The organism is Collinsella sp. SGI.184, from assembly GCF_050313415.1.
Lineage (GTDB): Bacteria > Actinomycetota > Coriobacteriia > Coriobacteriales > Coriobacteriaceae > Collinsella.
In genome coordinates this window covers 1-22,675 of record NZ_JBNPLJ010000027.1, presented here as the reverse complement: position 1 = coordinate 22,675, position 22,675 = coordinate 1, and the positions used below count along the sequence as shown (strand labels likewise).

The 22,675-nt window shown below is 59.1% G+C and carries 15 protein-coding genes; 8 read left to right on the top strand and 7 right to left on the bottom strand.

The window, feature by feature from the left end:
- Positions 1–93: 93 nt before the first annotated feature.
- From ACQRAJ_RS08395 to ACQRAJ_RS08385, 3 genes are all read right to left on the bottom strand, one after another.
- Positions 94–999 (bottom strand): peptidoglycan-binding domain-containing protein, encoded by a 906-nt coding sequence (locus ACQRAJ_RS08395; protein ID WP_195838517.1) that lies wholly within the window; start codon positions 997–999, stop codon positions 94–96.
- Between the two features lie 138 nt (positions 1,000–1,137).
- Positions 1,138–2,151, bottom strand: a complete 1,014-nt coding sequence (locus tag ACQRAJ_RS08390; RefSeq protein WP_427748339.1) for a polyprenyl synthetase family protein — start codon at positions 2,149–2,151, stop codon at positions 1,138–1,140.
- Positions 2,152–2,279: 128 nt separating this feature from the next.
- Positions 2,280–4,733: a PTS transporter subunit EIIC gene (locus ACQRAJ_RS08385; protein ID WP_427748338.1), complete on the bottom strand. Its 2,454-nt coding sequence runs from the start codon at positions 4,731–4,733 to the stop codon at positions 2,280–2,282.
- A gap of 224 nt (positions 4,734–4,957) precedes the next feature.
- On the opposite strand from ACQRAJ_RS08385, the gene ACQRAJ_RS08380 reads away from it, so the two are divergent.
- The 5 genes from ACQRAJ_RS08380 to ACQRAJ_RS08360 all read left to right on the top strand — a co-directional run bounded on the left by ACQRAJ_RS08380 (position 4,958) and on the right by ACQRAJ_RS08360 (position 10,318).
- The gene (locus ACQRAJ_RS08380) at positions 4,958–5,677 is read left to right on the top strand and encodes a GntR family transcriptional regulator (RefSeq protein WP_427719731.1); all 720 of its coding nucleotides are present in this window, start codon (positions 4,958–4,960) and stop codon (positions 5,675–5,677) included.
- Between the two features lie 276 nt (positions 5,678–5,953).
- Complete coding sequence (locus ACQRAJ_RS08375) at positions 5,954–7,270, top strand: ABC transporter substrate-binding protein (protein WP_427719730.1); 1,317 nt, start codon at positions 5,954–5,956, stop codon at positions 7,268–7,270.
- Between the two features lie 86 nt (positions 7,271–7,356).
- On the top strand, positions 7,357–8,211 hold the full coding sequence (locus tag ACQRAJ_RS08370; RefSeq protein ID WP_152073297.1) for a carbohydrate ABC transporter permease: 855 nt from the start codon (positions 7,357–7,359) through the stop codon (positions 8,209–8,211).
- A complete protein-coding gene (locus ACQRAJ_RS08365) occupies positions 8,211–9,050 on the top strand; it encodes a carbohydrate ABC transporter permease (RefSeq protein WP_154515140.1) in 840 nt (279 codons plus the stop codon). The genes ACQRAJ_RS08370 and ACQRAJ_RS08365 overlap by 1 nt, the downstream gene beginning before the upstream one ends.
- A 68-nt stretch (positions 9,051–9,118) precedes the next feature.
- Positions 9,119–10,318 (top strand): ABC transporter ATP-binding protein, encoded by a 1,200-nt coding sequence (locus ACQRAJ_RS08360; RefSeq protein ID WP_427748337.1) that lies wholly within the window; start codon positions 9,119–9,121, stop codon positions 10,316–10,318.
- 536 nt (positions 10,319–10,854) lie between these two features.
- Here ACQRAJ_RS08360 and ACQRAJ_RS08355 read toward each other — a convergent pair.
- The 3 genes from ACQRAJ_RS08355 to galE form a co-directional block, all read right to left on the bottom strand.
- The gene (locus ACQRAJ_RS08355) at positions 10,855–13,122 is read right to left on the bottom strand and encodes a glycogen/starch/alpha-glucan phosphorylase (protein ID WP_427748336.1); all 2,268 of its coding nucleotides are present in this window, start codon (positions 13,120–13,122) and stop codon (positions 10,855–10,857) included.
- A 128-nt stretch (positions 13,123–13,250) separates the two neighbouring features.
- The gene (malQ, locus tag ACQRAJ_RS08350; protein ID WP_427748335.1) at positions 13,251–14,768 is read right to left on the bottom strand and encodes a 4-alpha-glucanotransferase; all 1,518 of its coding nucleotides are present in this window, start codon (positions 14,766–14,768) and stop codon (positions 13,251–13,253) included.
- Between the two features lie 207 nt (positions 14,769–14,975).
- On the bottom strand, positions 14,976–16,037 hold the full coding sequence (galE, locus tag ACQRAJ_RS08345) for a UDP-glucose 4-epimerase GalE (protein WP_427728932.1): 1,062 nt from the start codon (positions 16,035–16,037) through the stop codon (positions 14,976–14,978).
- Positions 16,038–16,303: 266 nt separating this feature from the next.
- Here galE and ACQRAJ_RS08340 point away from each other — a divergent pair, with 266 nt between their 5' ends.
- Positions 16,304–17,509: a PcsB-like coiled-coil domain-containing protein gene (locus ACQRAJ_RS08340; protein WP_427748334.1), complete on the top strand. Its 1,206-nt coding sequence runs from the start codon at positions 16,304–16,306 to the stop codon at positions 17,507–17,509.
- A 218-nt stretch (positions 17,510–17,727) separates the two neighbouring features.
- Here the strand turns inward: ACQRAJ_RS08340 and murB are convergent, their stop codons facing one another.
- A complete protein-coding gene (murB, locus tag ACQRAJ_RS08335; protein ID WP_427748333.1) occupies positions 17,728–18,690 on the bottom strand; it encodes a UDP-N-acetylmuramate dehydrogenase in 963 nt (320 codons plus the stop codon).
- A 183-nt stretch (positions 18,691–18,873) separates the two neighbouring features.
- Here murB and ACQRAJ_RS08330 point away from each other — a divergent pair, with 183 nt between their 5' ends.
- Positions 18,874–19,902: a LacI family DNA-binding transcriptional regulator gene (locus ACQRAJ_RS08330; protein WP_118388843.1), complete on the top strand. Its 1,029-nt coding sequence runs from the start codon at positions 18,874–18,876 to the stop codon at positions 19,900–19,902.
- Positions 19,903–20,106: 204 nt separating this feature from the next.
- Positions 20,107–22,635, top strand: a complete 2,529-nt coding sequence (locus tag ACQRAJ_RS08325; protein WP_427748332.1) for a phosphoketolase family protein — start codon at positions 20,107–20,109, stop codon at positions 22,633–22,635.
- The last annotated feature ends 40 nt before the right edge of the window (positions 22,636–22,675 follow it).

Genomic DNA, 22,675 nt, shown 5'->3' with positions numbered 1-22,675 from the left:
GAACCCCCAACAGCCGGCACCAAAAACCGGAGTTCTACCGTTGAACTACGTCCCAATGTGTGGTGCTGCCCAAAAGCAGCTCGTCTAGTTTACCTAATCTGCGAGGGCATCGCAAACGCCATCGAGCAGGCGTACGGCGAGTGTCTGGGCGTCGCTTGCGGTGAAGGTTCCGTTGTAGCGCGTCATGCCCGTGAGCTCAATGCGGATGCGCGCGGGCTTTTGTTGCGCGGCGATATTGGCAGTGCGGATGCGCTGCGCCAGGTTGTGACATTCGGCAAGGGCGATCGTGGCGCGCGGGGCTGCATCTGCGGGCAGCTCATCGCTTGCGATTTCGAGTACCAGGTCCACGTCGGTCGGAACCTCGGAATCGCAAAGCATCATGCCGCTGTTGTCGGTCGTCGCCGTGGCGATGTTCCACATGCGCGATGCAACGCTGCGTGCGATGGGGTCCTCACCGATAACGGCAATCTGGAAGCGCTCGAGCACGTTGGCGGCGCGGGCAAAGCCGATGCGCGACTCGGCCTCGGTAACCGAGGGTTTGCCCTCCCACACGTGATGCAGACGGTTGATATAGGCGTAGGTATCCTGGAATGCCATGCCGTCGGCAAACAGGCCGACATTTTCTTGGAACTGCTGCAAGGCCGCCTCGGTGTGCGGGCCAAAGTAGCCGTCGTCCTCACCGCAGGCAAAACCCAAAACGTTGAGTGCCCTCTGCAGGGCCCGAACGTCGGCACCATGGAAATTGGGCATGCGCAGATAAAGCGTGCGGTCGCCCAGCTTATACGAGGCGTCTACCAGGGCGCTCCAACAGGGGATATCGACGGCGTAGCCAGCGGCAAGGCCGCTGTCGAGCCTAAAGGTGCCAACAGCCTGCTCGGTGGTGGTGCCAAAGCGCTTGTCGGCGACCTCGGCGTCATCGATTGTATAGCCGAGCTGCAGAAGGCGGGACTGGACGTCCTCGACGGCTGCTCCCTGCATGCCCGTTGTGATAGGTTCCATGAACGAACCCCTTTCGGCGTACCATTCGTACTATTTAAGCGTGTGTCGGATAGACAACGCAAAGGGTTGCATAAACATGCACTCAACAGTGTAGCAAGTTGTACCCAAATGCGCTGCTGACAGGTTTTATAACCCCCGCTAGTTAAGGCGCTCCACAAAGAAATCTGCCATGGAGTCGAACAGCTCGCGTGCATGCGGGTCGAGCTCGACACCTTCGATAGCGGCCTTGGCCTTGGCAGTCAGGTTGAGTGCGTAAGTGTGGGCGAAATCGACAGAGCCGGTCTGCTGGAAGATCTCCACGGCGCGTGCGAGTTGCACGGGGTCTTCGGTGCCCGAGGAAAGGATTGCCTCGACTTCGTCGTGATAACGCTCGTCTGACAGGGCATGCACGGCGACGAGCGTGCGCTTGCCCTCTGTGATATCGGTGCGGAAGTCCTTGTTGGCGGCCTCCTTGGTGCCAATAAGGTTGAGCAGATCATCTTGGATCTGAAAGGCAAGGCCCGTGTGCAGGCCAAAGGCGCGCAGCGCCTCAATCTGGTCTTCGCTGCCGCCACCGATAATGGCTCCGGCGGCAAGTGGCGTGGCTCCGCTGTAGTACGCGGTCTTGTGCGTCGCCATGTCCAGATAATCGTCGACCGAGATGTCAAAGCGCCCATCGCGGACCCAGCCCAGGTCGAGCGCCTGACCCTCGATGGTGCGAACGATCATCTCGGTGAGCTCGTGGAGCACGCGGAGCTTCACGTCTGCCTCGAGCGTGGGGTCGTCGAGAACCGTCTTGGTAACCATGGTGAGCGCTAGGTCGCCGCAGTTGATGGCAAGTCCCGTACCCTCGGTAAGGTGCATACAGGGCTTGCCGCGGCGCAGCTGGCCGTTGTCGGCGATGTCGTCATGGATAAGCGCTCCCGACTGAAAGTGCTCGATGGCCGCCGCCGCGCTTCGGGCGCTCTCAAAGCTGCCGCCTACTGCGGTGGCGGCGAGCATGCAGATGAGCGGGCGGTGGCGCTTGCCGGCATTGGCCGTAAATGCCGAGAGCGGCGCGTACAGGTAGCGCTCGATATCGGCAGAGGTCGCCTGTCCGTCAAAGAACGTGGCCAGATAGTCGTTAATCTGGTCAAAATGCTGGGCTAAAAAGATGGTAAACGGACTGGACACGGGTTCTCGCATTCTTTCTTAGGTTGCATCGTTGCGTTATGCAGACAACATATTGCCACATTAGGGCATCGAGCGCGGCGGTTGAGGACGATTGAGCCATGTTGTCGCAAATGCGGCAAGAGGCGCGGCTAGATAAGTCCAAAGTGCTCGAGCGCGGTGACGACGCCGTCGTGGTCGAAGCTGTCGGTGACGTAGTCGGCCTTTTCCTTGAGGAAGTCCGGCGCGTTGCCCATGGCGACGCCAACATCGACCGCCTCCATGAGGGCGATGTCGTTGCTTGCGTCGCCGATGCCGTACACAGTGCCGTGATCTGGCCCCAGGGCGTCAAGCACGGCCTTGATTCCGGCCCGTTTGGTGCACTCGCGAGGCGAGATTTCCGTGACCTCGAGTTCGAGCTCGTTGAGGCAGAGCAGAGGCCCAAGCTCTTCATCTTGGGCGATGCGGTTGGCGAGCGGTGTGGACATAAGAATTTTATAAGCGTTGTAGTGCTTGAGTTGCGTGACGGCGTCGCCCACGGTGCGCGCGTATCCGTACGTCTCGGGGGCATCTGCGCTCATGCGCACGACGCGATCGATGCCCTCAAAGCGAATGACCTCACCCGATTGTTCGAGATAGGGGGCGAGGCGCTGTAGCAGACCGGGGTTTATGGCCGCATTTCGTACGATGCGCCCCTCGAGTTCGGCGTAGCCGCCCGCGAGACATACGATGCCCGCCCACGGCAGCTCGAGCAGCTTGGGATGGATGCAGCTGAGGGTGCGCCCCGTGCAGATAAAGGCTTTGTTGCCGTTGGCGACAAACGTGCGAATTGCCTGTGCAACCGTTTCGTTGGGATAGGGGGAAAGGTCTCGCTCACCCTCGGGGAGCTCTTGGGCAAGTTTGGGATCTTGCCAGGCAAGCGTACCGTCGATGTCGAAGAAGCAGATATTGCCATGCTTTTTGGCGTCATCGGCGGCATGAGAAAGCGGGGTGGCAAATGCAAAACCCGGTTCGAGTCCCATAATCTGATCAAAGTGCTCTTTGACGCGGGGGACCGAGACGCCGATGATTACCTGGGCGGTCTTGCCGGTGACGATGAGGCCTTTGGCGCCCGCTGCGACAAAGGTTGCGTTGTCCGCGACGATAGAAGGGTCCGCGACTTCGACGCGCAGCCGCGTGGCGCAGTTGGTTGCGCCCACAATGTTGGAGACGCCGCCCAGAAGCGCCACAACCTGCTCGGCGAGCAGACGATCTTGTGATGCCTGGCAGTCGGAAGCGCCGGCTTCGGATAAGCGCTTTTCGTCAACGTCGTTTCCCGTCAGGCGCGAGAGCGCCGTGTTGCTGGCAATGTAGTCCTCGCGTCCCGGGGTTTTAAGGTCAAAGGCCAGGATAAGACCTCGAAAGCTCAGAAAGAAGATGACGCTAAAGACGAGTCCGATTCCGAGTGCCAAAAGGTAGGAGCCGGCATGCGTCCGCATGAGCGGGATAAAGTTGAAGGCAGCCATCTCCATAAGGCCACCCGAGAAGATGCCGACGACGCCAAAGAAGTTCATGGCCATGGCAAGGCAGGAGGATAGGACGGCGTAGAGCAAAAAGAGTCCGGGATAGGTGAACATAAAGAGAAACTCGAGCGGCTCGGTGACGCCGCAGACCATCGAGGCGACGATGGCGGGCAGAAGGATGGTCTTGAGGCTGGCGCGGCGTTCGGGCTTGGCCGTGGTGTAGAACGCTCCGGCGATGGCGGGAAGACCAAAGAGCTTGACCCAACCGGTGGCGGTGAAACCAGCCCAGGGCGCTAGCTCGTTGAGGGGGCGCGTGCTATGCGAGAGGATGGGAAGCAAGTTGGTCCACGTGGCGTAGATGCCATCGGTAATAACCAAATTGTCGTAGTAGATTGGCATGTAGAGCAGGTGATGCAGCCCCACGGGCTCGAGTGCTCGCTCTAAAAACACAAAGGCGCCCACGCCGAAGGGACCGACGCCCGTAAGTGCATGGCGCAGTGTTTCGGTCATTGCGTATACGATGGGCACGATGGCGGCCGAGATAGCGGCAAGGGCGAATACGGCAAAAAAGCTAATGAGGTAGACCAACGAGGAGCCCGAGAAAGTACCGAGCCAATCGGGAACCTTGGCATCGTAGAAGCGGTCATGGATGGCGACGACGGTGGCCGATACCGCCAGCGGGCCGATAATGCCGGTGTCGAGCGTCTTGATGCCGTCGATGACGGTGATGCCGCTGGCGGAGGTCAAAGACGACGGGTACTTAAGTCCAAGGTTGTCGCCGCTCAGCTTAATGATCTCGCTTAAAAAGAAGCAATAGGCAAAATAGGCCACGAGTGCCTCGAAGCAGCAGCGCGCCGGTTGCTTTTGGGCAAGGCCGATGGGCAGCGCTACGGCAAAAAGCAGTGGGAGGCGTTTAAAGACCGTCCACGAGCCGCGCTGGATGATAGCCCAAAAAACATACCAAGGGGTTCCGTATACGGCGAGGTCGCCGACGATGTCCGCAGACGTTGCGAGGGCGGAGACGCCGACCATAAGGCCCGATATGGAAAACAGCATGGCGGGCGCGAACATTGCCCCGCCAAAGCGTTGGATTTTCTGCAGCATAATATGCCTTCCGGATGCAACATGCTGTGCGAGCAAGAACGTTTAAACAATGAACTCATTGTAGAGGACTGGCTGCTTGCCGCATTGACGGTTTTGATTCGGTCCGATTTGGGTGCCGGGGGAACCGTCGACGGTAAATAATCCGTGCTTTGCCGATAGACGGTTTAAACAACCCCAAGAAATGCTATCGTGCCTAGCCATACATATTCATTAGAGGTGAAGCCATGCCAAAAGCGATTTACGAAGGAATCTACCGCGAGATCCGCTCGCGCATCATTAACGGGACCTATGCGTTTCAGGAGATGCTGCCAACCGAAGCCGAGCTGACCGCAGAGTTCGACTGCACGCGCAATACCGTCCGCCGCGCCTTGAGCATGCTGGCCGACGAGATGTTTGTGCAGCCCATACACGGCAAGGGCGTACGCGTTATTTGGCTCAAGGGCGAAACCGACATGCTGGGCGCGCTCGAGGAAGTCGAGTCGTTTGGCGAATTTGCAAAGCGCAACAATGCCGTTGCATCGACGGACGTTAAGTCCTTTGAACATCTGGTCTGCACCGAGCAGCTCTCTCGTCGCCTGGGCTTTAAGGTGGGCGAGGAGCTGATTCGCGTAGTGCGTGTCCGAAGCCTCAACGGCAGCGCGCGCCAAGTGGACCATGGCTACTTTTTGGAGTCGATCGCCAAGGGTCTGACCCCTGAGATCGCGGCAGAATCCATCTACGACTATCTGGAGCACAAGCGCGGCATCAAAGTGATGGCGAGTCGCCGTACGGTGAGTGTCGAGCTCGCCAACGATGAAGACTGCAGCTATCTTGACCTCGGCAAATACAACTGCGTTGCCGTCATGGAGAGTCAGTCGTACACCTCGGATGGCATCTTGTTCGAGGTGACGCATGCTCGCACACACCCCGAGATCTTCCATTACCGCATCAATTCCAAGCGATAGGTAACAGACGCATAAGCTTGCGTTTCGATATGAAGCGCCCCGTGCGGTCGATGGGATATCGGCCGCACGGGGCGCTCTAATTGTTTAGACAATATTTGTCAAGTACGAATGTATTAAAAACCGTTCACCGAAGTTTTTCTACCGCTCTAACAATACTTGTTCAAACAACTAGCCAAATAGCGTATTGTACAAATCAGAAAAAGGGGCAAAGTCCCCGAACCAATCTCCGAAGGCGACGGCAAAGGGTGCCGCCACGGTGTGAAAGGGTGGATTGTAATGAAGAACGAAATGAGCAGAAGGCAGTTCCTGGGCTTCGCTGGCTCCGCGGCCACGGTCTTTGGCCTGGGTCTCGTGGGCTGCGGTGGCTCCGCCGGCTCCGGCTCCTCTGCTTCTGGTGACGCTGCCGAGGTCTACTTTCTCCAATTCAAGCCCGAGGTCGACAAGGAGTGGAAGGAGATCGCTAAGGCGTACAAGGAGGAGAAGGGCGTCGAGGTCAAGATCGTGACCGCCGCCTCCAACACCTACGAGGAGAAGCTCAAGTCCGAGATGTCCAAGAGCTCCGCTCCGACCCTGTTCCAGGTCAACGGCCCCACCGGTCTTAAGAACTGGAAGGATTACTGCGCCGACCTGTCCGATACCAAGGTCCGCGGTGAGCTCATTGACGACTCCCTGGCTCTGCAGTCCGATGGCAAGGATCTGGGTATCGACTGGGTCCAGGAGAGCTACGGCATCATCTACAACAAGGAGCTGCTCGAGAAGGCTGGCTACAAGGCCGAGGACATCAACTCCTTCGACAAGCTGAAGGCTTGCGCCGATGACATTCAGGCCCGCAAGGACGAGCTTGGTGTTGAGGGCGCCTTTACTTCCGCCGGCATGGATGACTCCTCCAGCTGGCGCTACACCACCCACCTCGCCAACCTCCCGCTCTACTACGAGTTCGAGAAGGAGCACAACCAGGAGGATGACGAGATTAAGGGCGAGTATCTCGACAACTTTAAGCAGATCTTCGACTTGTACATCACCGACTCCACCTGCGATCCTTCGCAGCTTGCCTCCAAGACCGGCGACGACGCCACCAACGAGTTCGCAACCGGCAAGGCCGTCTTCTATCAGAACGGCTCTTGGGCCTACGCCGACCTCATCAAGGCCGGCATGACCGACGATCAGATTGGCATGATGCCCATCTACATCGGTGTCGACGGCGAGGAGAACCAGGGCCTGTGCTCCGGCGGCGAGAACTACTGGTGCGTGAGCTCCCAGGCTTCCGAGGATGCCCAGAAGGCTACCGAGGACTTCATGTATTGGTGCGTCACTTCTGACACTGCCACCAGCATCATCGCTGACAAGATGGGTCTGACTGCCCCGTTCAAGAGCGCCAAGGACACCACCAACGTCTTCTCGCAGCAGGCTGTTGCCATGGCTAAGGACGGCAAGAAGACCGTCGCTTGGGACTTCGTTTACATCCCCTCTGAGGAGTGGAAGAAGAACCTCAAGCAGGCTCTGATTGCCTATGCTGCCGATAACACCAAGTGGGACGGCGTCAAGAACGCCTTCGTCGATGGCTGGAAGACCGAGAAGGCTGCTTCCGAGTAAGCAGTTGCTGCCCAAGCTATCTGATTAGCGACAGGGGCGGGCAGACGTCGGTTTGCCCGCCCCCTGCATATTGAAAGGACCCTTCTATGGGCAAAGCACTCAAGCGCTGGTGGCCGCTCTTTATGCTGCCCACGTGCCTGGCGTTTATGATCGGGTTCGTGATCCCCTTTATCCAGGGTTTCTATCTCTCGTTCTGCCAGTTTATTACCATCAACAACACGCACTTCGTCGGTATCGAGAACTACGTGCGCGCACTGTCCGATCCGCAGTTTGCCACGTCGTTCTTCTTTACGGTGGCGTTTGCCTTCCTGTCGACGGTGCTCATCAACGTGATCGCCCTCGCCATCGCGCAGGCGCTCACCCGCAAGGCGCTCAAGGGCACCAACATCTTCCGTACGATCTTCTTCATGCCTAACCTGATCGGCGGCATCGTGCTGGGCTACATTTGGCAGATTCTGATCAACTGCCTGCTCTCCAACATCGGTGCCGACCTTATCGCCCTTAACTCTGCTGCTGGCTTCTGGGGCCTTATCATCCTGACCCTGTGGCAGCAGGTCGGCTACATGATGATCATCTACATCGCCGGTCTGCAGTCCATTCCGTCCGACTACATCGAGGCCGCCAAGGTCGACGGCGCTACGGCATGGCAGACGTTTTGGAAGGTTAAGATCCCCAACCTGATGCCGACGATCACCATCTGCCTGTTCCTGTCCATCACCAACGGCTTTAAACTGTTCGACCAGAACCTCGCCCTTACCGGTGGCGCCCCGGCGCACTCCACCGAGATGCTCGCCCTGAACATCTACAACACGTTCTATTCGCGTGCTGGCATCGCATGGCAGGGCATCGGTCAGGCCAAGGCGGTTATCTTCTGCATCCTGGTCGTCGCTATTTCCATGATCCAGCTTAAGGCCACGAGGTCCAAGGAGGTGCAGCAGTAATGAAACGCGATAAGGCTATCAACCGTGCGCTCTCGATTTTCTTTACGATCCTGTCGCTCGCATGGATTTACCCCGTGTTCATGATTGCGCTCAATTCCTTTAAGAAAGGGACCGCAATCAGCACCACCACGGCATTCGATCTGCTCACGCCCGAGACGTTCAACGGCCTTGCAAACTACGTGCACGCCCTTAACGAGCAGGGCTTTGCCTCGGCGTTTATGTACTCGCTCATCATCACGGTCACGTCGGTCGTGCTGATCTTGGTGTGTTGCTCCATGTGCGCTTGGTATGTGGTGCGCGTCAACAGCAAGATTTCGAACTTCTTCTATTACCTGTTCGTGTTCTCGATGGTCGTACCGTTCCAGATGCTCATGTTCACGCTGTCCAATTTGGCGGACCGCATCGGCTTCAACACGCCGTTCAACATCTGCTTTATTTACCTTGGATTTGGCGCGGGCCTAGCGGTCTTTATGTTCGCCGGCTTTGTAAAGAACATCCCGCTCGAGATCGAGGAGGCGGCCATGATCGACGGCTGCAACCCGGTCCAGGTGTTCTTTAAGATCGTCCTTCCCATCATGAAGCCCACCTATCTTTCGGTCGGCATTCTCGAGACCATGTGGGTCTGGAACGACTATCTGCTGCCCTACCTCACCCTCGACTCCACCAAGTACAAGACCATTCCTATCTTGATCCAGTACTTCCGCGGCGGCTACGGTCACGTCGAGCTCGGCCCCATGATGGCCTGCATCATGATGGTCGTTGTCCCCATCGTCCTCATGTACATCCTCTGCCAGAAGTACATCATCGACGGCGTGGTGGCAGGTGCCGTCAAGGGCTGATGCCGTAACTGTTTTGCAAGTTTCTGCGGCGCCCCTCAGCGTGGCGCCGCGTATCGAAAGGTAGAGACATGGCCGAGATCGTTCTCAAACATGTTCAGAAGGTGTATCCCAACAACGAGTCCAAAAAGAAGGGCTTCTTTGGCAAAAAGAAGAAGACCGAGGAGAAGAAGCACAACCTCAAGGTTACCGAGGATGGCGTGCTCGCTGTAGAGGACTTCAACCTCACTGTTCACGACCAGGAGTTTATCGTCCTCGTTGGTCCCTCTGGCTGCGGTAAGTCCACGACGATGCGCATGGTTGCCGGCCTGGAGGACATTACCTCGGGCGACGTGCTCATCGACGGCAAGCGCGTCAACGACGTGGCACCCAAGGACCGTGACATTGCCATGGTGTTCCAGAGCTATGCTCTGTACCCTAATATGACGGTGTACGAGAACATGGCGTTTACGCTTGAGCTCAAGAAGGTCCCCAAAGACGAGATTGACCGCAAGGTTCGCTCCGCTGCCGAGATTTTGGGTATCACCGAGTACCTCGACCGTAAGCCTAAGGCGCTTTCGGGCGGCCAGCGTCAGCGCGTCGCCATCGGCCGCGCCATCGTGCGTGACCCCAAGGTATTCCTGATGGACGAGCCGCTGTCCAACCTGGACGCCAAGCTTCGTAACCAGATGCGTGCCGAGCTCATTAAACTTCGCCACGAGATCAAAGGCACATTCATCTATGTTACCCACGATCAGACCGAGGCTATGACCCTCGGCGACCGCATCGTGGTCATGAAGGACGGCGTTGTTCAGCAGATCGCCACGCCGCAGGAGGTCTTCAACCATCCCGCGAACATCTTTGTCGCCGGCTTCATCGGCGTGCCGCAGATGAACTTCTTCGATGCCCAGCTGGTGCGCTCGGGCGAGGGCTTTACCGTCAAGACCGACGACATGAATGTCGCACTGGCCCCCGAGACCTGCGCTCAGCTTGCGCTTAACTGGGACGGCGAGGACATGAAGGAGATCACGGCCGGCGTTCGTCCCGAGCAGATTCTGCTTGCCGACAAGGGCGAGGAGGGTGCGCTTCGGGGCACCATCGAGGTCACCGAACTCATGGGTTCGACCGAGCACGTTCATGTGACGTCTCCCGACGGCCAGTTTGTCCTGATCATCCCTGTCGTCGACCTCGAGGCCAGGGGTTCGCTCAAGGCCGGCGACCCCATCTGGTTCAAGTTCGAGAAGAATGCGACCCACCTTTTCGATAAGGTCTCTGGCAAGAACCTTATCTAGACCCGATTCAATCAGGCCCTCCTTTTGGGTGACTGCGGTTTTGCCATCCTTTTGCCGCAGTCACATATAAGGCTCCCCTCTCGTCCGCTGAGCGAGAGGGGAGCCTTTCTTTGTGCTGGGGCTGTCTGGCCGGTCGTTTGTCTCGATCTGTAACAGGTAGGGCCGATTTCGGACGTTAGATGTTACAGATCGAGATTGAGTTGAGTCGACTGTCCTTTCATCTCAATCCGTAACACGAGAGGCTGATTTCGGCAGCTACATGTTACAGAACGAGATTGTTTAGCCGGCTTATCCATTTGTCTCGATTTGTAACAGTAAGGGCGGATTTCGGACGTTAGATGTTACAGATTGAGATGAACCCTGGGGAAAAGACAGGTTTGTCTTGATCTGTAACAGGTGGGACCGTTTTTGCCGAGTAGGTGTTACAGATTGAGATGATTTAGTCGAGGCGGCTCACAGGAGCATCGCCTGGGCACAAAAAGCGGAGCCGCGTTGCCGCGACTCCGCTTTCAAAAGGATGGGTAATGGAAGCGAAATTAGCTCAGGTGCCAAATCTCGTCGTTGTACTGGGAGATCGTGCGGTCGGACGAGAAAGAGCCGGCGTTGGCGATGTTGATCAGCGCCTTGCGCATCCAAGCGTCCTGGTCCTCGTAGTCTGCCAGCACGCGCTCCTTAGTCTGGATGTACTCCTCAATGTCGAGCAGGGACATAAACCAGTCCTTGCCCTTGATGTCGTCGTGCAGACGCTGCAGGCGCTCCGCGTTGCCGGTCGCCATAAAAGCGGGGTTGGTGATAAAGTCCACCAGCAGCTTAATACCGGGCTTGCGGTAGAGCGCGCCGGCGTTATAGCTGCCGTCGGCGTAGAGCTGCTCGACCTGTTTGGACGAGGCGCCAAAGGTGTAGATGTTCTCGTCGCCCACGAGTTCGGCGATCTCGACATTGGCGCCGTCGAGCGTGCACAGGGTCAAAGCACCGTTGAGCATGAACTTCATGTTGGAGGTGCCGCTCGCCTCCTTGGAGGCCAGGCTGATCTGCTCGGAGATGTCGGCGGCGGGAATCACGCGCTCGGCAGCGGTGACGTTATAGTTCTCGATCATGACGACTTGCAGGTAGGGAGCCACGTCGGGATCGTTTGCGATCCACTGCGACAACGTCAGGATCAGATGGATGATGTCCTGGGCGATAGTGTAGGCAGGTGCCGCCTTGCCGCCAAAGATGATGGTGACGGGGTGCTTAGGTCTATTGCCGTTCTTGATGTCGAGGTACTTCCAGATGATGTAGAGCGCGAGCATCTGCTGGCGCTTGTACTCGTGGATACGCTTGACCTGAACATCGATGATCGCGTTGGAGGGAATGGTCACGCCCTGTTCGAGCGCCATGAACTGGCGCATGATGGCCTTGGCCTTGACCTTGGTGGCGGCCAGGCGCTCAAGAACGTCCTTGTCGTCGGCGAATTCGGCGAGCTTGCTCAGGTCGCCGGTGCTGCGCCAATCGGTGCCAATCACATCGTCGAGCAGGCTGGCAAGTGCGGGGTTGGCTCCCTGGATCCAGCGGCGGAAGGTGATGCCGTTGGTCTTGTTGGAGAACTTTTCGGGATAGATCTCGTAGAACGGGCGAAGCTCGGTGTCCTCCAGGATCTTGGTGTGGAGGGCGGCGACGCCATTGATGGAGAAGCCAAAGTGGATGTCCATGTGGGCCATGTGTACGGTGTCGTACTCGTCGATGATGGCGACGCGCGGGTCGCCATGCTCGGCCTTGGCAATCTCATCGAGTTTGACGATGATGTCGGCGATGGCGGGGGAGACCTTCTGCAGGCTGGCGAGCGGCCATTTCTCGAGCGCCTCGGCAAGGATCGTGTGGTTGGTGTAGGCGACCATGGATCGCACGATGGTAACGGCTTCGTCAAACTCGATGTCGTGCTCGGTGGTGAGTAGGCGGATGAGCTCGGGAATGACCATGGTGGGGTGCGTATCGTTAATCTGGACCACGGCGTAGTCGGCCAGATCGTGCAGGTTGCTGCCGCGCTCTACGGCCTCGTCGATCAGGAGCTGGGCGGCATTGCTCACCATGAAGTACTCCTGGTAGATGCGAAGCAGGCGGCCCTGCTCATCGGAATCATCCGGATAGAGGAACAGGGTGAGGTTCTTGGCGATCTTGGTCTTGTCGAAGTCGATGGAGCTGCCGGGGACCAGGCCCTCGTCGACACTTGCCAGGTCAAACAGGCGCAGGCGGTTCTTGGTGGGCTGGCCATAACCGGGCACATCGATGTTGACGAGCTTGGAGGTGACGGCAAAATCACCGAACTCGACGGTGTAGGAGCGGTCGTCATCGATCAGGATGTCCTGCTCGCCGAGCCACTCGTCAGGGACGGCCTTCTGCTGGTTGTCGGCAAAGCGCTGGCGGAACAGGCCGTAATGGTAGTTGAGGCCCACGCCGTCGCCGGTAAGGCCCAGCGTGGCAATGGAATCCAGGAAGCATGCGGCCAGGCGGCCCAGGCCGCCGTTGCCGAGCGAAGGCTCGACCTCGAACTCCTCGATCTTGTTGAGGTCGTGGCCGGCGGCGACGAGCTGGCCCTTAACCTCGTCATAGATGCCGAGGTCGATCATATTGTTGATGAGCAGCTTGCCGATCAAAAACTCGGCAGAGATGTAGTAGAGCTTTTTCTTGCCGTTGTTGAGCGGACAGGCGGCAGAGCGCTCCTGCACGAGCTTGACCAGCAGCTTATAAATACGACGGTCATCGAGCTGCTCGAGCGAGGTGCCAAAGGACTGCTCGGCGAGTTCTGCGAGGCTTATACGGGGCATGTTTCCTCCTGTGGTGAGTCGACTACATGTCAGAAATTCAAAAGAAGCCCGCGCGAGGGATTGGGATGGCCTCGCGCGGGAAAAGCGGTCGCGTCCACACGGTGGGGTGGGGTCGGGCGCGGTGGCTCCTATTGGGGAAGCTCGATTTCGGCTTCCGACGGGATGCGGAAGTAGGTCTCGGTCCAGTCGGTGAGCTTGCGCTCGAGTTCGCGGGTGATGGCGCCATCAAGCATGCGCCACGTCCAGTTACCGCCCAGGGTGGCGGGGGTGTTAATGCGCGCCTCGTTGCCCAGATTGAGCAGGTCCTGCATGGTGTAGATGCAGGTATCGCTCACGCTGGCGGCGATGGTGCGGTTGAGCGCGTCGGCCATGGACTCGCCTGCCTGCTGGTGAGTATACAGGGCCGCCTGCTCGCGCTGACGCGGGGTGGCCGTTCCCTCATACCAGCCGCGTGCCGTTTCGTTGTCATGCGTTCCGACGTAGGCGACGGTGTTGGCAATGTAGTTGTGCGGCAGGTAGTACGAGTTGGTGCCTTCAAAAGCGAATTGCAGAATCTTCATGCCGGGGAAGCCCGTGGTGTCGCGCATGTCGATGACGCCGGGGGTAAGAAAGCCCAGGTCTTCGGCAATGATGGGAAGCGTGCCGAGCTTTTCCTTGAGCACCTTGAAGAGCTTGAGGCCGGGTCCCTGCGTCCATGAACCATATGACGAATCGGGAGAGGAGAACGGCACCTCCCAAAAGGCTTCAAAGCCGCGGAAGTGGTCCAGACGGATGATGTCGTACATGTCGAGGGCAGCACGGACGCGGTCTTCCCACCAGGAGAAGCCGTCTGCTTCCATAGCATCCCAGTCATAGATGGGGTTGCCCCAGTACTGGCCGGTGGCCGAGAACTGATCAGGCGGCGTGCCCGCGACGCTGACGGGATTGCCGGCGGCGTCAATCTTAAAGAGCTCGGGCGTGGCCCACATCTCGACGGAGTCGCGCGAGACGTAGATGGGCAGGTCGCCGATGATCAGGATGTCGTGCTCGTTGGCATAGGCCTTGAGGCGGCTCCACTGGCGATCGAAGAAATACTGCGTCATCTGGTGGTAGAGCATGCGCTCGGGATGGGTGGCGCAGACCTTGCTGGATGCCTCGCCGCGGCGGCGGAGCTCCTCGGGCCACTCCCAAAAGGCTTTGAGTCCGCACTCCTCCTTCACGGTCATAAACTCGCAGTAGGGAATGAGCCAGTCCTCGTTTGCCTGGATAAAGTCGTCGAAATCGGCCGGCTTGTCGGCAGCAAAGCGCTCAGCGGCTCGATCGAGAATCTGACGGCGGCCAACAAAGATGGCACCGTAGTCGACGTTGCTGGGGTCGGAACCAAGGAAGACGCCGTCGATGTCACGCTGCTCCAGATAGCCGGCTTCGATAAGCTCGGCAAAGTCGATCAAGTTGGGGTTGCCTGCGCGGGCCGAGAACGACTGATAGGGCGAATCGCCATAGCTGGTCGTCGTAAGGGGCAGGATTTGCCAGTAATGTTGTTTGCACGAGGCGAGAAAATCGACGAAGTCGTAGGCATTCCAGCCAAAGCCGCCGATTCCGTACGGTCCGGGCAGAGATGAGACGGGCATGAGGACGCCGCTTGCACGCTCCATGAATGCGCTCACCAACCTTCTTGTTGTGGGGTCGGCCTGCCGATGGGTGTGCAGTCCGCCTCCGATGTTCTGATTCGATACACCTATTGTATACATGTTGTTTAAACATGTATAGGCAAGATAAAAAAGTTGGTCGATTTTCGGCGAATGGTTACATGCCATGAAAAAGCCCCGGTCTCACATCGTGAGATCGGGGCAAGAACGGTGTGTAGGTTTTTGCTACTCGGCGTCGGCGAAGCCGTTGGGGTTGTGGCTCTGCCAGTTCCAGCTATCGCGGCACATGTCCGCGATGTCGTACTGGGCCTTCCAGCCCATCATGCGCTCGGCCTTGGAAGCGTCGCACCAGTTGGCGGCGATGTCGCCGGCGCGGCGCTCGCGAATCACGTAGGGCAGCTCTTTGCCACAGGCCTTGGAGAAGGCGGCGACGACCTCGAGCACCGAGGTGCCGGTGCCGGTGCCTAGGTTAAAGATCTCGACGCCGGTCTTGCCGTTCATCCAGTTGAGGGCGGCCACATGGCCCGATGCCAGGTCACACACGTGGATGTAGTCGCGCACACCGGTGCCGTCGGGGGTGGGGTAGTCGTTGCCAAAGACCTGAACGGCCTCGAGCTTGCCCACGGCAACCTGCGCGACATAAGGCACCAGGTTGTTGGGGATGCCCTTGGGGTCCTCGCCGATTAGGCCCGACGGATGTGCGCCGATGGGGTTGAAGTAGCGGAGCAGCACAACGTCCCACTCGGGATCGGCGGTGTGAACGTCCATAAGGATCTGCTCAATCATCCACTTGGTCCAGCCATAGGGGTTGGTCGCGGGCTTCTTGGGGTCTTCCTCGGTGACGGGCGGGTTATCCGGATCGCCGTAGACGGTCGAGGAGCTCGAGAAGATGATGGACTTGCAGCCATGGTTGCGCATAACGTCGACGAGCACCAGGGTGTTCTCGATGTTGTTGTGATAGTATTCGACGGGCTTGCTCACCGACTCGCCGACGGCCTTAAAGCCGGCGAAGTGGATGACGCGGTCGATCTGATGGGTATCGAAGATCTTGTTCATGGCATCGCGGTCGAGCACGTTGGCCTCGTAGAAGGTGAGGTTCTTGGCGGCCTTGTCGCCCACGATGGTCTTGACACGGTCGACGGCGACGGCGCTGGAGTTGGAGAGGTCGTCGACGATGACGACCTGGTAGCCACCCTCGAGCAGCTGAACGACGGTGTGCGAGCCGATAAAGCCGGCGCCACCGGTTACGAGGACGCAGGTGTCTTTGGGGTCGAGTGCTTTGGACATGTAGTCTCCTATCGAATCAGGAACACTTCCTGAGGGAGTATAGCGCAGGCAGGGGCACCCAAAACGTGCAGGGCAGGAAAAGCAGACGAACATGCTAACGTACTCATGGAAATGTTTGGCGTGGGCATAACCTTGACTTTGACGTTTGCATACGAGCCGCCGACCATGGGGTTTCCTGCCGTTCGTGGAAATCGTTGGGACGAGCGCGATGTACGCTAATATGTATGAGTTGAGCGACATATAAATAAACATGTAACGGAGTAGATATGTCACCAAACAGCGATTCCATCCTTTCCCAGGAGCTTTCGCGTCGCACTGCCCTCAAGGCCTTGTTCGGCGCCGCTTCTGCAGCCGTTCTTTTTGGTCTGCCCGCTCGCGCCCATGCTGCGGAGGCCACCAAGGAAACCACCGACAAGCTCAATGCGGCCCAGGCTCAGCTTGACGAGGTCCAGGCCCAGCTCGACAGCATCGCAAATGAATACGCGGCGCTGGCCAACAAGAACGCCCAGACCCTCAACGATATCGAGAGCGTACAGGGCCAGATTGACAGCACGCAGGCGCAGATTGACGAAAAGAAGGCCGAGATCAAAAAGAAGCGCGGCGATCTTTCCGATCGCGTTTCCGCCAACTATAAGTCGGGCGGCACCAACATCCTGTCGCTGCTGCTCGCCTCGGGCTCGTTTGAGGAGCTCGTCGCCAATGCGCACTATGTTGAGAAGATCAACAAGAGCGACCGCGACGCCATCGAGGATATCCAGACCATCCAGAAAGAGCTCGATACGCAGAAGTCCGAGCTCGAGTCGCAAAAAGCCGACTTGGAGAAGCTCAAGGACCAGCAGACTGCCCAGATGCAGGACATGCAGGCCAAGCAGCAGGAGGTCCAGACGGTTCTGAACGGCCTCTCCGACGATGTCAAGGAGCTCATGGCTCAGCGCGATTCCGAGATTCTCGCTGCCGCCCAGGCTGAAGAGGCTGCCAAGAAGGCTGCCGCTGCTGCGGCTGCCGCAAACAAGAACAATTCCTACTCGGGTGGTTCAAACTCGGGTGGCGGATCGTATGCGCCCGGAAATCCGCAACAGAATGCCGGCTCGGGCAAGCAGCAGGCTGTCGTCAACGCATGCTACTCCACGCCTTCGCCTGGCCTAAACTGGTGCGCCGCCTGGGTCACCAACGTCTTCCGCAACGCCGGCGTGGGCTACTTTGGCGGCAACGCGTGCGACATGTTTAACGCCTGGTGCTACAGCTCCGATCGTTCGGCGCTGCAGGTGGGCATGATCGTGGCCGACTCGTCGCACAGTGGCACCGGTATGCCGGGCCTGCTGTACGGACACGTGGGCATCTATGTTGGCGGCGGCATCGTTATGAGCAACGAAGGCGCCATCACGTCGAGGTCGCTTGACTCGTTCATTAGCTTTTACGGCACTGGCTCTGGCGTGCGCTGGGGCTGGCTCGGCGGTATTGCGCTGTCGTAGCTGCGGCTGGGTCCGGGACAGTCCGAGAGGCATAAGGTTGCCTGCTCGGGCAGTCCTGCGCAAGACGAAGGCCACATTAAGTGGCCTTCTTTGCGTGCGGAACTCGCGATCAACCTTATGCCTCTCGGACTGTCCCGGCCCTCACGGGTCCTGAGCACGACACACCGGACTGGGTTATCTGAATAAATATGGTGAAGGCCCCTTTTGGGGCCTTCTTTTTATAAAAATTCGCCTACTCGGTGGACTTCGGGTTCTAGGTCTACGCCGAATTGGTCTTTGACGGTTGCTTGGATGTGGCGGATGAGTTCGTCGACGTCGGCGGCGGTGGCGTGGTCGGCGTTGACGATGAAGCCGCAGTGTTTTTCGCTCACCTGGGCGCCGCCGACGGCATGGCCGCGCAGGCCGGCGTCCATGATGAGCTTACCGGCAAAGTGGCCCTCGGGGCGCTTGAAAGTGGAGCCGGCGCTCGGCATGTCGAGCGGCTGCTTGTCCTCGCGGCGTTGGCGGTAGTCGTCCATGTCGGCCTTGATCATCGCGGCGTTGCCCGGGGCGAGATTGAAGGTGGCCGAAAGCACGATGAAGCCGTCGTTGGCGATGCGGCTCTTGCGATAGCCCAGATTGAGCTCGTCGACATCGAACTCGATGATGTTGCCGCTACCGCGGGTGCCGTCGTCGAGCATGCGGGCGGGCTTGTAGACGCGTACAGACTCCAGCACGTCGGCCATGCAGGCACCGTAGGCGCCGGCGTTCATGTAGCAGGCGCCGCCGACCGATCCGGGGATGCCCGAGATGGGCTCCATGCCGGTGAGACCGGCCTCGGCTGCCGCGGCCGCAACATCCGAAAGCAGCGCACCGGCTGCTGCCGTAACGTGCGTGCCGTCGACGGTAATGTCGGAGAGGCCCTCGCCTAGCGCTACGACGACGCCGCGTATGCCCTTGTCGCCGACGAGTAGGTCGGAGCCGTTGCCCACGATGGTGAGTGGCAGATCGCAGCGATAGCAGGTATCGAGCGTGGCGACGAGGCCCTGCTCGGTGTCGGGCGTGACAAAGACGTCGGCCGGGCCGCCAATCTTAAACGTGGTGTGCTCGCGCATGGGCTCGCTCATCAACACGTTGTCCTCGCCGGCAACGCCAGCGAGCGCGCACAGCAGGTCCTCGTTAAAAAAGTCGTTCTCGTGCATCCGAATATCCGCCTTTTGGTGGTCGTTGTCATCAATCGACTGCAATATACCCCACCTGGACGTATTTGGTGCGCTGGCGGCGATAAAACAGCCGTCTACCGGATTGGTAAAGTGTTTATCATCGAGGTAGAGGGGCAGTCGCTATACTTTCAAGAGATTGCGCGTAAACCCGGAAGGAGCGAGATGGCCAACAAAGTCACCCTCAAGCAGATCGCCCAGGAGGTGGGGCTTTCCCCCTCGTCGGTCTCGCTTGTTCTCAACAATCGGCCTTGTCGCATCTCGGAAGAAAACCGCAAGCTCATCAAGGAGGTCGCGGCGCGCAACCACTATGTTCCCAACCAGATTGCGCGCAGCCTGGTCATGCGCGAGTCACGCACCCTGGGTCTTATCGTCCCCAACATCGAGAGCCGATTTTTTGCCTCACTTGCCGGTAGCTTGGAAAAGCGCTGCCGCGAGGACGGCTATGCGCTCTTTATTACCAGCTCGGGCGGAAGCGCCGACGATGACTTGGAACTGCTGCGCCAGCTGGTGACGCGCGGCGTCGATGGTGTCTTCCTGGTGGTAGGCGACGAGTTCTCGGACGACCGTGCCCTGCGCGAAGAGGTCAGCCATCTACCCATCCCTGCCGTGATGGTCGACCGCGCCATTGAGGGGCTCGAGTGCGACAAGGTGATGTTCGACCACGAGATGGGTGGCTATATGGCTACCCGCTATCTGATCGAGCAGGGCCACCGCCGCATTGCCTGCTTGGTTAATGCACGTCGTTCCAATACGGGTCGCAAGCGACTTGCCGGCTATGAGCGCGCGCTGCGCGAGGTTGGCCTGCCTATCGACGCGCGTTTGGAGTTTGAGAGCGAGTACTACATTCCGAGCGCCTACGAGGCCTCGGAGGCGGTGCTCGCAACCGACGCCACTGCCGTATTCGCGAGCTCGGACAACATTGCCCTCGGTCTGCTCAAGCGTTTGCACGAGATGGGGAAGAGCATCCCGGGCGATATTTCGGTGGTGAGCTATGACAACTCGGCGGCCGACGTTCTCTTTGAGCCGGCGCTGACCGCCATTGAGCAGGATCCTGGTGTCCTCGCTGAACATGCTTTTGGCTGCATGTCCAAGCGTCTTGCCGGTAGGGGCGGTAGGCGTGCCGAAGAGGTCGTCCTGGAGCCGGCGCTTATCGTTAAGGGCAGCGTGCTCGAGCTTACTAAACATAACTAAACACGTTTATCAATTTGCAGAGACCGAATGTGGAGCACCTGTGGCAGACAATGCTGCAGTTGAATGTCGCGTTTTGTTGATCGATGTGATTGATAAGGGTGATAAAACGTTTTTTCACCATGATAAAACGTTTTAGCAAATATACTAGTCCCAACGAATGGTTGCCGTATTGGAGGGCGACCGCACAGCGGAGGGACATAAACAATGGCTAAAACACTGGGGACGCCGTGGCAAAAGCTGGGCCACGAGGTGCCGGCTTCCGAGCTCGAGGGCGTCGACCTGTATTGGCGTGCATCGAATTATCTGTCCGTCGGTCAGATCTACCTTCGCTCTAACCCGCTCATGCGCCCCGACTTTGTCGATGAGAAAACCGGCGAGGTGCGCGACTTTGGTCGCCCGGACGTTAAGCACCGCCTGGTCGGTCACTGGGGCACCACGCCCGGCATCAACTTCCTGTTCGGTCATGTCAACCGCCTCATCGCCGATCACAACCAGAACGCGATCTTCTTGATGGGCCCGGGTCACGGTGGTCCCGCTGGCACCGCCCAGTCGTTGCTCGATGGTACCTACCGCGAGATTCGCCCCGACATTACCAATGACGAGGCCGGCCTGCAGAAGTTCTTCCGCCAGTTTTCCTACCCCGGCGGTATTCCGAGCCATTTTGCGCCCGAGACGCCTGGCTCCATCCACGAGGGCGGCGAGCTCGGCTACACGCTCAGCCACGCCTACGGTGCCGTCATGGATAACCCGAGCCTGCTGGCCGTGGCTGTGGTGGGCGACGGCGAGTCCGAGACCGGTCCGCTCGCGACCTCTTGGCAGTCTAATAAGCTCGTGAACCCGGCAACCGATGGTATCGTCCTGCCGATCCTGCACCTCAACGGCTACAAGATCGCCAACCCCACCATTCTTGCCCGCGTGTCCGACGAGGAGCTCGCCAAGTTCTTTGAGGGCATGGGCTATAAGCCGCATTTCTTTGTCGCCGGCTTTGACGACGAGAGCCACGCGAGCATTCATGCGCGTTTCGCCGCCCTGTTCGAGCAGGTCTTCGATGAGATCTGCGACATCAAGGCCACCGCTATGGCTCAGGCCACTGCGGGCGAGACCGTGGTCCGTCCGGCCTATCCCATGATCGTGTTCCGTACGCCCAAGGGCTGGACCTGCCCCAAGCAGATTGATGGCAAGAAGACCGAGGACTCCTGGCGCGCCCATCAGGTGCCGCTCGCGAGTGCCAAGGACACCCACGAGCACTTCCGCGTGCTGCGCGAGTGGCTGCGCTCCTACAAGCCCGAGGAGCTCTTTACGCCCGAAGGCCAGGTGCGCCCCGAGGTGACGGCCTTTATGCCGACCGGCGAGCTGCGTATCGGCGCCAATCCCAACGCGAACGGCGGCAAGGTACGCCGCGAGCTCGAGCTTCCCGATATTCACGCTCACGAGATCCCCGTCGCAAGTAAGGGCCACGGCTGGGGCTCCACCGAGGCCGCCCGCGTCTTTGGTGAGTACACTGCCGATGTTTTGGCCAAGAACATGGATGATTTCCGCATCTTCGGTCCCGACGAGACCGCGTCCAACCGCCTGCAGGCTGCCTATAAGGTGACCAAGAAGCAGTGGGATGCCGGTTTCTACGAGGACGATGCCAACGACGAGCTGCTGGCCGGTTCCGGTAAGGTTGTCGAGCAGCTGTCCGAGCACCAGTGCGAGGGCTTCCTCGAGGCCTACGTGCTCACCGGCCGCTCCGGTGTGTGGAGCTCCTACGAGAGCTTTGTCCACGTGGTCGATTCCATGGTCAACCAGCACTGCAAATGGCTCGAAGCAACCAAGCGCGAGATTCCGTGGCGCGCTCCTATCAGCGGCCTCAACATTTTGCTGTCGAGCCATGTCTGGCGCCAGGACCACAACGGCTTTTCGCACCAGGACCCCGGCTTTATCGACCTGCTGCTCAACAAGGCCAACGACACGCATGTCGTGAATGCTTATTATCCGGCCGATGCCAATATGGCCCTTGCTGTGGCCGAGCGCGTCTACCAGTCCACCGACTGCGTCAATGCCATCTTCTGTGGCAAGCAGCCCGCCCCCACCTTCCAGACGGTCGACGAGGCCAAGTCTGAGCTCGCCGAGGGCGTAGCGACCTGGGAGTGGGCATCGACTGCCGACTCGCTCGCCGAGGCCGACGTCGTGGTCGCTACTTGCGGTGACGTGCCGACGCTCGAGGCACTGGCCGCAACCGATATGCTGCGCGGGCTGGGCATCAAGGTCTGGTTTGTCAACGTGGTCGATCTGCTCAAGATCCAGAACGTCTGCGAGAACGACCAAGCTATCAGCGATGAGCGCTGGGCTGAGTTGTTTGGCCGCGGCGAGAAGCCCGTGCTCTTCGCATTCCACGCTTATGCCGGCACGATTCGCCGCCTGATCTGGAACCGTCCCGGTCACGATGCCTTCCGCGTTCACGGCTACGAGGAGAAGGGCTCCACGACCACGCCGTTTGACATGCTGCGCCTGAACAACATGGACCGCTGGGCCCTGGCCGCCGACGTGCTGCGCATGGTCGACGCCGATAAGTTTGCCGAGCAGATTGATGAGTGGGAGGCCTTCCGCACCGAGGCCTTTGAGTTCGCGCGCGACGAGGGCTTCGATCACCCGGCCTTTACCGACTGGGTCTGGCCCGACGCCGCAGCCGCAACCGCTGCCGACGGCGTACTCTCCGCAACGCAGTTAACTGCCGGCGACAACGAATAGCATCCGGGACGGTCTCGCGCTGGGGCCGCCTCCGGGCGGG

What these genes read in the sequence shown, in the direction of transcription:
- ACQRAJ_RS08395 (WP_195838517.1), bottom strand. Translation starts at nt 999, where the DNA reads ATGGAACCTATCACAACGGGCATGCAGGGAGCAGCCGTCGAGGACGTC.
- ACQRAJ_RS08385 (WP_427748338.1), bottom strand. Translation starts at nt 4,733, where the DNA reads ATGCTGCAGAAAATCCAACGCTTTGGCGGGGCAATGTTCGCGCCCGCC.
- ACQRAJ_RS08380 (WP_427719731.1), top strand. Translation starts at nt 4,958, where the DNA reads ATGCCAAAAGCGATTTACGAAGGAATCTACCGCGAGATCCGCTCGCGC.
- ACQRAJ_RS08375 (WP_427719730.1), top strand. Translation starts at nt 5,954, where the DNA reads ATGAAGAACGAAATGAGCAGAAGGCAGTTCCTGGGCTTCGCTGGCTCC.
- ACQRAJ_RS08370 (WP_152073297.1), top strand. Translation starts at nt 7,357, where the DNA reads ATGGGCAAAGCACTCAAGCGCTGGTGGCCGCTCTTTATGCTGCCCACG.
- ACQRAJ_RS08365 (WP_154515140.1), top strand. Translation starts at nt 8,211, where the DNA reads ATGAAACGCGATAAGGCTATCAACCGTGCGCTCTCGATTTTCTTTACG.
- ACQRAJ_RS08360 (WP_427748337.1), top strand. Translation starts at nt 9,119, where the DNA reads ATGGCCGAGATCGTTCTCAAACATGTTCAGAAGGTGTATCCCAACAAC.
- ACQRAJ_RS08355 (WP_427748336.1), bottom strand. Translation starts at nt 13,122, where the DNA reads ATGCCCCGTATAAGCCTCGCAGAACTCGCCGAGCAGTCCTTTGGCACC.
- galE (WP_427728932.1), bottom strand. Translation starts at nt 16,037, where the DNA reads ATGTCCAAAGCACTCGACCCCAAAGACACCTGCGTCCTCGTAACCGGT.
- ACQRAJ_RS08340 (WP_427748334.1), top strand. Translation starts at nt 16,304, where the DNA reads ATGTCACCAAACAGCGATTCCATCCTTTCCCAGGAGCTTTCGCGTCGC.
- murB (WP_427748333.1), bottom strand. Translation starts at nt 18,690, where the DNA reads ATGCACGAGAACGACTTTTTTAACGAGGACCTGCTGTGCGCGCTCGCT.
- ACQRAJ_RS08330 (WP_118388843.1), top strand. Translation starts at nt 18,874, where the DNA reads ATGGCCAACAAAGTCACCCTCAAGCAGATCGCCCAGGAGGTGGGGCTT.
- ACQRAJ_RS08325 (WP_427748332.1), top strand. Translation starts at nt 20,107, where the DNA reads ATGGCTAAAACACTGGGGACGCCGTGGCAAAAGCTGGGCCACGAGGTG.